General features: G+C 47.4%; 15 protein-coding genes. 5 read left to right on the top strand and 10 right to left on the bottom strand.

Going from position 1 to position 13168, the window contains the following annotated elements; all coding sequences use genetic code 11:
* Positions 1-5 precede the first annotated feature (5 nt).
* The 5 genes from VE23_RS01285 to merA all read left to right on the top strand — a co-directional run bounded on the left by VE23_RS01285 (position 6) and on the right by merA (position 3844).
* Entirely contained in the window at positions 6-629 is a 624-nt protein-coding gene (locus VE23_RS01285) for a class I SAM-dependent methyltransferase (protein ID WP_021877415.1), read from the top strand.
* 469 nt (positions 630-1098) lie between these two features.
* Complete coding sequence (merR, locus tag VE23_RS01280) at positions 1099-1512, top strand: Hg(II)-responsive transcriptional regulator (RefSeq protein WP_021877413.1); 414 nt, start codon at positions 1099-1101, stop codon at positions 1510-1512.
* Positions 1509-1769: an Uncharacterized mercuric resistance protein MerE gene (locus VE23_RS25585; protein WP_021877412.1), complete on the top strand. Its 261-nt coding sequence runs from the start codon at positions 1509-1511 to the stop codon at positions 1767-1769. Before merR ends, VE23_RS25585 begins: the two co-directional genes overlap by 4 nt.
* Before the next feature lie 170 nt (positions 1770-1939).
* Positions 1940-2200, top strand: coding sequence for a heavy-metal-associated domain-containing protein (locus VE23_RS26265; RefSeq protein ID WP_021877411.1), 261 nt, complete (start codon positions 1940-1942; stop codon positions 2198-2200).
* 3 nt (positions 2201-2203) lie between these two features.
* Positions 2204-3844: a mercury(II) reductase gene (merA, locus tag VE23_RS01275; protein WP_021877410.1), complete on the top strand. Its 1641-nt coding sequence runs from the start codon at positions 2204-2206 to the stop codon at positions 3842-3844.
* Between the two features lie 1011 nt (positions 3845-4855).
* Here the strand turns inward: merA and VE23_RS25580 are convergent.
* The 10 genes from VE23_RS25580 to VE23_RS01220 form a co-directional block, all read right to left on the bottom strand.
* Positions 4856-5185: a four-helix bundle copper-binding protein gene (locus VE23_RS25580; RefSeq protein ID WP_083436180.1), complete on the bottom strand. Its 330-nt coding sequence runs from the start codon at positions 5183-5185 to the stop codon at positions 4856-4858.
* 237 nt (positions 5186-5422) lie between these two features.
* Positions 5423-6721: a cell wall-binding repeat-containing protein gene (locus tag VE23_RS01260; RefSeq protein ID WP_048744006.1), complete on the bottom strand. Its 1299-nt coding sequence runs from the start codon at positions 6719-6721 to the stop codon at positions 5423-5425.
* A gap of 13 nt (positions 6722-6734) precedes the next feature.
* Positions 6735-7640: a F510_1955 family glycosylhydrolase gene (locus VE23_RS01255; RefSeq protein WP_374725869.1), complete on the bottom strand. Its 906-nt coding sequence runs from the start codon at positions 7638-7640 to the stop codon at positions 6735-6737.
* A 141-nt stretch (positions 7641-7781) separates the two neighbouring features.
* Positions 7782-8852, bottom strand: coding sequence for a sensor histidine kinase (locus tag VE23_RS01250; RefSeq protein ID WP_048744001.1), 1071 nt, complete (start codon positions 8850-8852; stop codon positions 7782-7784).
* Positions 8849-9541 (bottom strand): response regulator transcription factor, encoded by a 693-nt coding sequence (locus VE23_RS01245; protein WP_049867111.1) that lies wholly within the window; start codon positions 9539-9541, stop codon positions 8849-8851. Before VE23_RS01245 ends, VE23_RS01250 begins: the two co-directional genes overlap by 4 nt.
* 118 nt (positions 9542-9659) lie before the next feature.
* Positions 9660-10331 carry a TVP38/TMEM64 family protein gene (locus tag VE23_RS01240; RefSeq protein ID WP_048743995.1) on the bottom strand — a complete coding sequence of 224 codons (672 nt, stop codon included), beginning with the start codon at positions 10329-10331 and terminating at the stop codon, positions 9660-9662.
* 41 nt (positions 10332-10372) lie between these two features.
* Positions 10373-11227 carry a class I SAM-dependent methyltransferase gene (locus VE23_RS01235; protein ID WP_048743993.1) on the bottom strand — a complete coding sequence of 285 codons (855 nt, stop codon included), beginning with the start codon at positions 11225-11227 and terminating at the stop codon, positions 10373-10375.
* Between the two features lie 101 nt (positions 11228-11328).
* A complete protein-coding gene (locus VE23_RS01230; protein WP_021877401.1) occupies positions 11329-11586 on the bottom strand; it encodes a glutaredoxin family protein in 258 nt (85 codons plus the stop codon).
* 14 nt (positions 11587-11600) lie between these two features.
* The gene (locus VE23_RS01225; protein ID WP_153783394.1) at positions 11601-12221 is read right to left on the bottom strand and encodes a nitrite reductase; all 621 of its coding nucleotides are present in this window, start codon (positions 12219-12221) and stop codon (positions 11601-11603) included.
* 22 nt (positions 12222-12243) lie between these two features.
* On the bottom strand, positions 12244-13167 hold the full coding sequence (locus VE23_RS01220) for a hypothetical protein (RefSeq protein WP_021877399.1): 924 nt from the start codon (positions 13165-13167) through the stop codon (positions 12244-12246).
* Position 13168 lies beyond the last annotated feature (1 nt).

Below are 13168 nucleotides of genomic sequence, written 5' to 3'. Positions count from 1 at the left end.
CGCCTATGAATAACCCTTGGAATAAAGTGATTTATCGGGTATGGGCACCCTTTTATGATTATTTCTTTAATTCCGGGCCTTTTCTAAAGGCTCGGAAAAAGATTTTTGAGGACGTCGACATTAAAGCTAACAGCCAAATTCTTTTTGTGGGCGTCGGGACAGGTGCAGACTTGCGGTTCATTATGGGGAAAGATATTTCTGTAACTGCAATCGACTTGTCACCCGAAATGCTTGGCCGAGCTAAGAATCAATATGACTCTCCTAACGTTACTTTCATGGAAATGGATGCACAAAATTTGACCTTTTCACCGGAATCATTTGATATGGTCATTGCGAATCTGATCTTATCTGTGGTCCCTGATCCGAACCAATGTTTTCAAGAAATGATTCGGGTTACGCGAACTGGGGGACGTATTCTCATTTTCGATAAGTTTGCCCCTCCATCTCGGGAGTTGCCTGTAATGAAGAAAATTCTTCGCCCCGTCGTAGCATTGATGGGTACAGACATCGGTCGTCATTTTGAGCAAATCATTATGCCGTACGAGAAACAAATTCGAGTGGAAGAAGATGCATCAGCCCTATTTAACGGTATGTATCGAAAAATCATAGTTCGTAAACATCAAACTTAACTAGGTATCTCCTAGGCCAAGGTATTGAGGGGGAAATGTCCCCATGTACTTTACGGGTGGTGTCAGCTTTGTTTGCTGGTACTACCCCATCATTGGCCGCCGCGGAACTGACGATAGCTTAGAACGGCTCATTGATTTCCTCGTATTCCTTCACTCGCCGGTAAAATGTAGGCTTTTTCATACCGATCCGACGTATAGCGTCCGTCGCGGTAATCTGGCCTGCTTTCCATTCCCGGTACGCCTCCACATTTTCCATCGATCTCCTGCTTGGGTCGGCCGAATACAACAGCCCTCCTCTCGGGGAACCTCGATTCCTTCCGCCTGCCGCTGCCGGTTCTTCTTCCGCTCTTGCTCGGCCACATAGCTAATACAACCAAAATAAAATTATTTCGGAACTTTAAGGAAATAAATAAAGATGTCTTGACTATGTATCATGGTACAGGGTTTACACTTATGAGGGAGGTGAACCATGAGGTATCATTCAGGAGATATATCCAAATTATGTAATGTGAATAAAGAAACGCTTAGATATTATGAACGAAAAGGTCTGATTGCTGAACCTGTAAGGTCGGATGCAGGTTACCGGCTTTATCCGGAAGATGCGGTAAAACGAATCATGTTCATTAAACGTATACAAGAGCTTGGTTTTACGTTATCTGAAATTGATAAATTGCTTGGTGTCGTTGATAAAGACGATGTGAGATGTGCGGATATGCACGATTTTGTTGTTCAAAAACTTGAAGATGTTCGGTTGAAAATAAGAGACCTTGAGCGAATCGAATGTATGCTAAAAGATTTAAAAGACCGCTGTCCAGATGAAAAGGCAATTCATGAATGCCCAATCATCGAGGCGTTAATTGACAATGAGGAGGAAATCCTGTGAAAGACAATACAAAGAAAATGGGATGGGGCTTTTTAGCTCTGCTTTCCTGCCCTTGCCATCTCGTTTTGATTCTTCCTCTGCTTGCTGGCACAACACTGGGTGCGTATTTTGCAGCCCATCAAGGCGCCGCTAGTGCTATTTTGGCTATTCTATTTGTGATTTCCCTTTGTATGGTATTCAAAAGGACGAATATACAAGAAAAAACCGATGTGACACACGATTGCTGCTCAGTACCAGGGCAAAAACGAGGTGAATGATTTTGAGAGAAAAACTAACGAGCTGGGGGGCGGTATTATCTGCCTTTCTTGCTGCCTCGGACCCTTAATTCTCATTCCACTCGGATTATCCGGTTTGGCAGGTACACTCGCGATTATTTCAATCAAGTACCAGATGTTTTTAATGATCACGGGTACGGCAGGCGGCAGCAATGAAAATCATCGGCAGCAGTGCAAACTGCAAGTACAACTGTTGCAAATCAATCGGCGACGTTCACGGTCACGGGATTAGAATGTTGCCCACCTTCTGTGATTCAAGATTTAATTTCAAGGTAAACGGAGTCAGCAAAGTAGAAATTGAACCTAAGGGAAGCACTGGAAAAGTGACGGTTTCCTTTGATGATCTGAAAACCGATGTAAAGCTAATCCAATCATCGGTTACAAAATATGGGTTTGATGTAATGGGAGGATAAAAAATGAAAAAATACCGAATCAACGTTCAAGGCATGACATGCAGCGGCTGCGAAGAACACGTAGCAACCGCACTTAAAAACATTGGAGCCGCCAATATCGAGACGAGTTTTCACCGTAATGAAGCCACGTTTGAATTGCCCGATGACGTTATGATCGAAACCGCCCAAAAAGCCATTAACGAGGCAAAATATCAATCCGGAGATGCGGAAGTGATAGAAACTCATGATGCTCCGGTTCTCGGCGATGAAGGCGACTATGATTTTCTGATCATCGGTTCCGGTGGAGCAGCTTTTTCCGCAGCGATTCAAGCGGTGGAATATGGCGCAAAGGTCGCGATCATTGAGCGGGGAATTGTTGGCGGAACCTGCGTAAATGTTGGCTGTGTTCCATCAAAAACGCTGCTTCGTGCCGGTGAAATCAATCATTTAGCCAAAAGCAACCCATTCTTGGGACTAGCCACATCAACAGGAAAAGTAGATTTGGAAAAGTTGGTCGAACATAAAAATGAACTGGTAGCCAGTATGCGAGAACAGAAGTATGAACATTTGATTGGTGAGTACGGATTTGAACTCATTCGAGGAGAGGCAACATTCGTAGATGAAAAAACCATTGAGGTAAGTGGACGACTGGTTACAGCGAAACGATTTTTAATTGCCACAGGAGCTTCTCCGTCCATTCCGGATATTCAAGGATTAAGGGACGTGGATTATTTAACAAGCACATCACTACTTGAGCTCAAACAATTGCCTAAAACGGTTGCCGTCATTGGCTCAGGCTATATTGCAATGGAATTGGGTCAACTCTTTCACAATCTAGGGTCAGATGTTACGCTGATGCAAAGAAGTCCTCGCATTTTGAAAGAGTATGACCCTGAAATTTCCGAAGCGGTGACAAAGGCTTTAACGGAGCAAGGGATTCACTTGATTACCGGTGTAACGTATGATCGCATAGAAGCAAGTGGCGATCTAAAACAAGTGCATATTTCCGTAGATGGCGAAAAGAAAGTCATCGAAGTCGAGCAGCTGCTTATTGCAACCGGTAGAAAACCAAATATTGAAGCACTAAACCTTAATGCTGCGAACGTAAATATAGGTTCCAAAAGCGAAATCGTCGTCGATGATTTTTTAAACACTTCGAATCCTAGAATTTATGCTGCAGGCGATGTGACGATGGGGCCGCAGTTTGTATATGTGGCTGCTTATGAAGGTCGCATCGCGGCCGATAATGCAATAGGCGGCTTAGAGAAAAAGGTAAATCTTGAAGCTGTTCCAGGTGTTACGTTCACTTCTCCTTCCGTTGCTACTGTAGGACTCACGGAAGAGAAAGCCAAGGCAAAAGGGTATGAGGTTAAAACGTCCATTCTTCCTTTGGATTCGGTGCCTAGAGCACTTGTTAATCGCGAAACAACCGGCGTTTTTAAATTAGTGGCTGATTCCAAGTCGTTAACGGTGCTTGGTGTTCATATTGTCGCTGAAAATGCCGGAGATGTAATTTACGCTGCGACACTTGCAGTCAAGTTCGGTTTAACGGTCGAGGATCTACGCGATAGCCTAGCACCGTATTTAACGATGGCTGAGGGATTAAAACTAGCAGCTCTTACGATCAATAAAGATGTATCTAAATTATCCTGTTGTGCTGGATAAGATATTGGCCAAGCAACCTTGATCGTAAAGACAACTGTTCTCAACTGATCGTTTATCGATAATGAAAACCAGTCAAACACTAATTTTCGTGTTGACTGGTTTTTGCATTCAACCGACTGCAATTATATTACCTCTTCGTTTCAAGCGCTTTGGAGTCCTCCAAAAAGCGACTTTCTTAGCTTCTTATGGACTCTCGGGTTCCGTTTTTCTAATTACGTGTCTTTCCATATCTCTGCAAACTTGGTCAAAAATCAATGTCAATGGCTGTTCCGATATAAAATATCTGGATAGGAAATCAAACCAAAGATTATCGAAGGAAACGGCAATTCCGCCGTAAAAATCACGAACCGTTAAGTACTGGTCCCATAGCTTCACTCGGAATTTTTCCAGTTCAGCACATCGCCCCATAGAAATTCCGTATCAAGCAGCAGGGCCGTCGTTGGATTTTGTAGCAGCTTTCTCTCTTTCTTCAACCAAGCCTTGAAAATACTTGGCCCGTTCCAAATGAAACCCGCGCAACTGTTCTTGATAATGATGCAGGTTTCATATGCCATTCGTACATTTGTCTATAATAAGTGGCATTGTCTTGCGTGTACATCGGCATCGCATAGTGGACGAAATGATTCAAAGGAAATTCCCTCCTCGTGTGTTTGAACGTCTTCGTATTTCCACATTAGTCTATGGAGGGATACCTATAACGAGCACGGCATTGGCCTAGAGTAACCAGATTTACGGTACTGATACAACCGAATTTGCCATAGTGCCCATTTCGAGCATCGTAATATCAATGGTGACGACATCCGGCCGAATATTCCTGTAACAGTTGGACGGCTTCTTCCCCATTCTCTGCTTCTTTAAATTTATATACTTTAAATAAAGTTCCTACATGAGTGAGTACAGAATTTTTTCTACTGCGTCAGTTTAACCAAGAATTGCTACTTTAAGCAATTGAAAAGATAGAACACCGAAACAGCCTATCCCCAGAGTGGGATAGGCTGTTTTCGCCTTGTTTCAGCTTGCCATAGCTCGGCAAGCTTTTGCACAGGAGAAACAAGCATCGGCACAGCGCTGACAGTGTTCATGCTCGTGCTTTTTGCACTCATTCCCGCATGCTTCGCAAACATCGGCACAAATCCGGCAAAGCTCCTTCACATAGGAACTGTGATGGGACATCGCTTGCGCAGCAAAGGCACAAATGTCGGCGCACTCCCGATCCAACCGGATGCACTCTTTCATCCCCTCAAGGTGATCTTCATTCAAGCAGGCGTCATAACAGTGATTGCATGCCAGCATACACTTTATGCATTCATCAATGCAATGTTGAAATTGCTCATGTGACATGGGTTGTTTTACCTCCAATTTGAAATTTGTACCTTTTATGTTTTACCCAAACGAGCTGCGATATACTACAAACGAGTTTTTCTTAAAGCAAGCCTTACCGCTATATAAACGGCGACACCTATGATCGCGGCCATGAACAATGCACAAAACAGCATCATGACCCATGACCATCCGTACATCATCCCCATCATAATCAGACACCTGCTTTCTTTTGGAAATTTGTGTTCGACCTGATAATCAATGCTTCATGCCCGGCATATAGCCGCCGGTTGTGCCCTCACTTGGTTTAGGGGACGGTTCTGTCTTTGTATTTCCGCCGCCATGCCCGCCATGGCCTTCTCCGGTCTCCGATACGATCTCCAGCATGGAATCGATCTCCCCTTGCGCCACGGCGGATAACGAATCCTCGCTCCCCGTTAACCAAGCATGATTGTAAGGCCCTTCCGTTGGCTCCTTTTTATATTTCGGTTGAATCGACATGACATAGGACATCACCGTATCCGGCAGTTTGTCTTTGTCCGTCCAGAGAAGCGGTGCATGTTTGCCTAAATGCGAGAATGGAGCTGCCGCGAGTGCCAAGGCTGCGGAATCTTTATTGACGAACGAAAAGTTATGACCCGGGGTTGTAATCCCCCAACCAAAACCGGTTGTGGAATCTTTATACTTCGCGAAGGCAACGGCATTCGCATATGGATCGTTGCCCGCAATACGAACCACTTTCCCGTACTGACCCAATTGTTCTTGGACTTTGGCCGAAATAATCGATTCTGGCCCGAGCAAATAAATATTGGCTTTTCCGCCCCGTTTCTTTAAAGCATCCACGGTTTCTTGCGGAACCTCATCCTTTTTAACATAAAGTAGCGGCTCAGGCATATGAGAAATCCAATTCACTGCTGGCATTGAATATTCTTCGCTGTCCATAGAACCAATGATGACCGAAGGCGGATTTTCCATCGCGACAGCGGTATAATAAGCATCTACGGCTTTGGCTACGGCCGCCGGGTTGCCCCCTGCAATCTTGTCCGTCTTATATCCAAGCGCCTTTACCTGCTCCTCTACCTTGGGGTCAAGATCCCCGACCAATATAACCTGGGTTCCTTTATTCATGTCCGTCCCCATTGGTTTTAGTCTTTTCAATTCGTCCAGCGTTACATCCGGTACACTGTCTTTATTCACAAACAGAACTGGACCGTTATTCGGGTGATGAATCAAATCTGCACTAACGAGGGTCGTTTGCCAATCTTTCGGGTTCGCCAGAATGACGCCTCCGGGACGGTTCGCATCACTGGTTGCCATCCACAGCGTTTTTGAAACCAGCACCGCAGCTTCCACCGGCTCACTTGTATTGATGCGCGTCGTGTTTTTTGAGGCAATCCACGGCAAAGATACCGCACTGGCTGGGCTTTGTGCCGAACCAGTTTGCTGGCCCATGTTGTTCATATCGTGTGGAGTGGAAGAATTGGATTTGTTAAAGCATCCGGTCAGGGCCAGTGCTGTAGCCGCCGAAATAATACCGACTTTCAAGCTTTTTTTCATGCTTAAAAACCTCCTATTTTCGGTTGATAGTTTTGCCTTTATCTGCAATTTGTATCCATGTAGCGCCGCGATCGGTAGAAAGAAAGACATCTTTTGGCTCCGTTGCGATGGCCAGCTCTTTCGGATTCGCTGGATTCTGGACAACATAGGTGATCGTATCCTTGCTTGGCGTCTGAATCACCAACGATTGCTTGCTCTCTATATTAATTTCAATCAGCGAAGCATTGGGGCCGGAGGTAGCTACTAGTACGTTACCGGAATCCGTGAAAGCCAGGGCCGAAACCGGTTGTTCCGGAACCAATGCGGTAAACCTCTGGCCGTAATCCTTCGACAGAAAGGCACCTGTTGTCGTGCCGACGGCAGCAATTGCTGCATCAGAAGGGTGAGCTGCGATTGCCATCATCTGCCCTTGGAGCCCGGTTGCAGGACTGCTTGTCCAGGTTTTCCCCTCATCCTTGCTATAAAACAGCCCTGCCTGTTTCATTTTGGTGTTAGGTTCCGGGTTCACCACGTATAGCACATGCGAACGATACCCGGCTGTCATACCGTGTAGATCGACTTCTCCCTCAAGTGCCAGGACCGTGATGGTTTTCCCGTCATTCGTACTTTTCACAAGGCCTAATGGATTTTTAAACTTCGAACCCGGTGCTGGATGGCCGCTGCTGTAAAATCCGTCATCGACAGCGGTGAACCCCATATAATCGTGCTTCACCCCCGGACCTTCACTCCATAAACCATCTGCATATAACTGTAGTCCGTTGTGAACGGGAATGAAAAGCCGTTTTCCGTCTGCGGAGTAACCAAGGCCATGTAGGTGCATAAAAGTGGTACTCGCATTGGAATTCGGCCCTTGCTCTGCCTTTTTCGAGCATGCCGTGGTCCCGATCAAGAGTACTGCCGCTAGTGCAAGCATCGTCATCTTTTTCAAAAAAATTACCCCCATATCTAAAAAAGAGACCTGAATTCAGTGTCCCCCATGTATTTCCAAACCATTCGATAAAAATGCAAGTCATATACAGTGTAATCGATACTTTTGAAGATTCGATGTAGAATGCTTGCTCTATTGTCTTTTGGGAATCCGAATTGTAAAAGCGGCACCTTCCCGGTTCTCGGCCGAAATTTCCCCGCCGTGGGCTGCAACCAACTCCTTGACGATGGTTAACCCCAGGCCGCTGCCGCCGGTCTTCCGATTGCGGGACTTATCCGCCCGGTAAAATCGCTCGAACACATAGGGCAAGTCCTCCTGTGGGATTCCCGTTCCCGTGTCTTGAACTCGGATCCAAACATGTCCGCTGTCTTCACTACCCTCAATTCGCACTTCTCCGTGTTCAGGAGTAAATTTCAATGCGTTGCTAAGCAGATTCACAAGCACCTGAATCATGCGATCATGATCGACAAAAACATCAATATGAGGACTTACGGAACACCGTAGATGAACGTTTTTTTCACGATAGGCAGCAGCAACCAGTTCTTCGCCTCTCTCGATGATGGCCGTCAATGATTCTTCTTTTCGCACCAATTGAAAACCGGGGGACTCCACATGCGTCAAGTCTTCCAACTCGGCTACTAGCTGCGTCAATCGTTCGATTTCTTCGTAGCAGGAATGGATACGCTCCGGCGTAGGCTCCCAAATCCCGTCTTCTAGGGCGCGCATATGACTTTTGAGCGTAGCCAAAGGGGTTCGTAGCTCATGCGCGATGTCTTCGGTCATCGTGACGCGCAGTTGCTCATGCTGCTGCAACTGCTCTGCCAGCGTATTTAGCGATGCGCCCAAGTCTGCAAGCTCATCTTTCCCTTGAATGTCCACTCTCGTACTCCATTCCCCGTCCGTCATGCGTTCCGCGACTCGCTTCATATGAATGAGAGGAGCCGAAATTCGTTTGGCTACATAAAAACCGAGAAATACGGCAAGTACAATCGCAACTAAACACGTCCAGATGATCGTTTGCATCAACGCTTGTTCCAAATGATAATTCAGTTCGGGTAATTCGTGCGTCATACCGGCTTGAGCTTGATACAAGGAGAAATGATAGTGTGTCGTCAAAATGACGCTAATGGTTGTAATCAGGACAATGCCAGCAGCAATCCCGATAATAATCAGAGCCAAACGGGTATGCAGACGCTTATTCATGTTGTTCCTCCTGCAAACCGATAGCCGGTTCCATACACCGTCACAATATATTTTGGGGACTTGGGGTCGCCCTCTATTTTTTGCCGGATATTTTTTACATGCTGATCGATCGTTCGGATATCACCGTCAAAATCATAGCCAAGCACGCGTTCTACAAGCTCCTCTCGTGAAAAGTGACGCTGCGGATGCTTGGCCAGGACAAGCAGCAGCTTATATTCATTCGGGGTCAGGTTCACCGGTTGGCCGTCGCGGAATACTTGCTGCTTTAACGAATTAATGATAAGTTCCCCTTGATTAAAGGCCAGGCGATCCGCAAGCAAATGATATTCGTCCGTACGCCGCATAATCGCCCGAACCCGAGCCACTACTTCGCGTGGGTCAAAGGGCTTGATCAAGTAATCGTCGGCCCCCATGGATAACCCCTTAATCCGATTGTTCTCGGAAACCTTGGCGGTAAGCATCAAAATCGGAACAGAATGGATTTGACGAATCGCTTGGCAAACCTGCTCGCCCTCCATATCCGGAAGCATAAGGTCCAGGATGACAAAATCAATCGATTCGTTTTGCACGCGCCGAATGGCCTCGCTGCCCGTTTCGGCTTCAACGGTCTGAAAACCGTCTTTTTTCAAATAGGATACAACCACATCCCGAATTTTCGATTCATCATCGACGACCAATATCGTTTTCATGACCATCCTCCGCGAATAACGCCTCTATGTATCACTTTACCCATGACTTATGTAGAACTGATGTAGATGCAGAGATGCCGTGCAGAAACAACAAAAGGGCGACCCTAATCAGCCCGAATCAGTCCCCTTTTCCTCTATAGTATTCATCAGTCGGTTCCTTTTTATAAAGGGATTCCATCCAGCGAAGCCATACTCGATAGCCTGCGTATACAACCACCAGAAAGAACATGTAAATGAACAGCGTCCGTAGCATAACGGGCCAGTTTGAATCCAACTGACTCCCCATGAAGGCAAACACAACCATGACCGGTACTTTCCCGACCGCAGTGGCCATAATAAAACTTCCAAAGGACATTCGGAAGAGAGCCGCACCGATATTGACGATTACCGCGGGGACGAATGGTAGCAGGCGAGCCAGTATGACCGCAAAGAATGCATTACGCTCCAGAAGGAAGATAAACCGTTCTGCTCCTTTCACCGAAGCCATGAGCTGACGGCCTCGTTCCTGAAAAATCAACCGAACCGCCCAAAAGGTCAAGGCTGCCGCGGTGGTTGAACTGACCACATTGATCAAACTGCCCCAGACCGGCCCATACGCGGCCCCGATGATTCCGGCTACAATCCCAAAAGGAACGAGCGGAATCATCGCAAGAAGGATCGCAGCCCCGATCATCCATGGAAGACGCTCCACGCCTCCAAGAGAGAGCCATGAAAGCAGAGATTCCTTGAAGATTATGACGGCGGCAATCACGACCCCATAAAGAAGAACAACCAATCCTTTTTTCATCATGTTTCCATTCCGTTCTCCAAAGGAAAGCTGCGTAAGCCCATTTATTTGATCCCCACAACCAGGAGTGATTCCGATGGCCCTTCAAATCCTTCTGGCCCTTCGAATGTCTGCAGCGCACGAACAATTTCCATATGCATCTTTTTGCGTTCTTCCTCACTGAGCCGTTTAATGATTTCACCCAGCGGACCGGCGGATACGTCTTCTCGCCCACGACGGCTAAACTCCACAGCCGAAGCATAGCGGTGAATATGCGGGACAGCCTGCACCGTTACATCCCGGAAGCCCACTGTCTGAAAGGCTTCTGCCAGTAAGTCGGGGTTACCAAGTGAGAACACGCCTGGTTTTTTGCCGCCTTCCATAATCGGGATGCCTGCATATCGTGAAATGATAGAAATCGGCAGGGACAAGGTCGGGTTCTTATCCGGACTCGACCATACGAGTGCCGCGAATTTACCGCCCGTTTTCAACACCTCTCGGATACCCGTCAAGGCTTGCCCCAGCTCTGGAACAAACATCAAACCGTGACGGGATATAGCCGCATCAAAGGTGTCTGTCCGCAAATCTACATGCTGGGCATCCATGACATGCGTTTGAATATTAGTGAGCGTCTCTTGTTTCGCGATCTCGGCAAGGACCTGCAGCATGGTCGCTGAGATATCGGTAGCAACAACATTTCCTGCCGGACCGATCATCCGGGCGGCCATGAACGTCTGGTCCCCCATCCCCGCCGCTATGTCCAGAAGCTGCGTTCCTTCCCTAACGCCAGCTTCCCGCAGCATAAGCTCCGTCGCTTCCCCTAGAAGCCTTTCTCGATCGTCACTGCTTCGATTCCAAGCCGCTACTTGCCCTGCGGTTTCCCATGATTTTGATCTTTCTTCATTTTGCTCGGACGCCACGATAGTACCTCCCCTTATGAATGCTCCTAACATTCGGATTAAGGCAACCACTCTTTAGTCACGGACACAAATAGCAGCCTGCGCGAGACACCTATAAGTTCTTAGCCTACAAGGAGTTTGCTTATTTCATTCAAGTTCTCGGCAAAACCGACAAATACCTTGTCTTTAATGACGATGGTCGGTACGACCTGCTTTCCTGTCAGCTCCAGAACTTCTTTCGCATATTCGATATTTTCTTCACAATTGTAGTCAACATAGGGAACTTGATGCTCATTGAAATAGCGCTTGGCAAAGTGGCAGTCGCTGCAGGTCGGGATCGTGTAAATTTTGATCGGATCTTTCGGATCGATTTGCGACATGGAATTTCTCTCCTTTACGCGACGATTTGTTTCAACTGCTCCATCGTGATCCGATCCACGAATTTGCTGAACTTCTCTTTTCCTTTTGCTTGTTGCTTATAAAAATCAATAAGCGTGGATACAACAGGAACAAGTCGTTCCTCTGTTATGCCGGAGACAAGCAACCGCCCCGTCGCAGCTTTGATGCCTTTAGGTTCTCCTCCAACGTAAATATCGAACGTATCCCGCATTTTGACGACAGCGATATCTTTCAGCAGCGGTTCACTTGTGCCCAGCGCACAGCCTGCGTAGCCAATCTTCAGCGGCGTGGGCGTCGCGATGCCAGCGATCGCCCGATTCAAGATGCGAGCCGTCTCCAGACCGGCTTCTTCCGCACCTTTGCAGAAGTTGCAGGCGATCAGGCTCTTGGTCGCAAATCCGGCCGGATATACTTCCAGACCGGCACGCTCCAGTTCTTCCTGGATGGCTTCTCGCTCATCAAGAGGCACTTCCACGTAAAGCTGCTTGAACGAGGTCATTTCAATTTTGGCGTCTGAACCGACAACCGTACCGATCTTGGCAAGTTGATCCGGCGTAAATAGGCTTCCCCCGACTTGAATCGCAGGCGATACCGCCAGTTTCGTCTTATCTCCCATGATCATTCTCCTCTTCGATCCGTTATCTCACATTGACGACGAAGGGGACGGTGAACACCTCGCCATTGTGCTGAAATTGTCCCCAAATTTTGAACGTGCCGCTTTGCGGAAAAGAAGTCGCGAATTTCGCATCCGGCCCGGTCGCTTTCTCGTCGATCGGATGAACATGAAGATACTGATTCGCATCTTCCGAAAGAATTACGACATGGCCAACCGCACCCAAATAAGGCTGCAGATTATTGATCCCCTTCTTCGTCTTCGCGTCGCGAATGTTGAAGGTCAATGTCACGTCTTCTTTCGGTTTGGCGGCACTCATAGAGAGCTCAATTTCCTTGCCATCGACTTCTTTCACAAGATTTGCGTCAGCTGCAATCGCGGCATGCTTGCCTTCTTTGCCTTCCACCTTCACCCACTCGCTGAGCGTTGTATTGGCCCCGCCAGTCGGAATAAAATCCGCAAACACTTTGTACTCACCGCCAGCCGGGAACGACGTATTCACCGTAAATGTGCCGTCACCCTTAAACTCGGGGTGAATGTGGTTAAAGAACGATAAATCGTGATTGACGATAATGAGATGAAGCAATTTCTCGTGATTGACATCATATTTATTGACCGGTTTCCCGTCCTTATCCTTCACTTGAATGGTCAATTCCGTTTCTTCATTTGCTTTTGCGGCGCCTGCGGGGAAGGCAAATGATGCTTGAAGATTCTCCGCAGCAGGCTTCGCATCTGCGCCATGGCCGCCGTGGCCGCCTCCATGATCCATCTCTCCCGCCTCCTTTTTCTCGTTTCCTGCAGGCTTCTCGGCGTTCTCTTGCCCGCTGATGGCTCCATGACCGGCATGATTATTTCCGCCTGCGGGTTTCTTATCCCCTGCTTTGCCGCATGCGGCCAATATGCTTAACACAAGTACCGCCGCAGCGACGAGGATGATTTTCTTCTTCATG

The organism is Paenibacillus sp. D9, from assembly GCF_001188365.1.
GTDB classification, from domain to species: domain Bacteria; phylum Bacillota; class Bacilli; order Paenibacillales; family Paenibacillaceae; genus Paenibacillus_O; species Paenibacillus_O humicus.
Note: the sequence above shows the minus strand (reverse complement) of the source record. Positions and strands in the feature narration are given on the sequence as shown.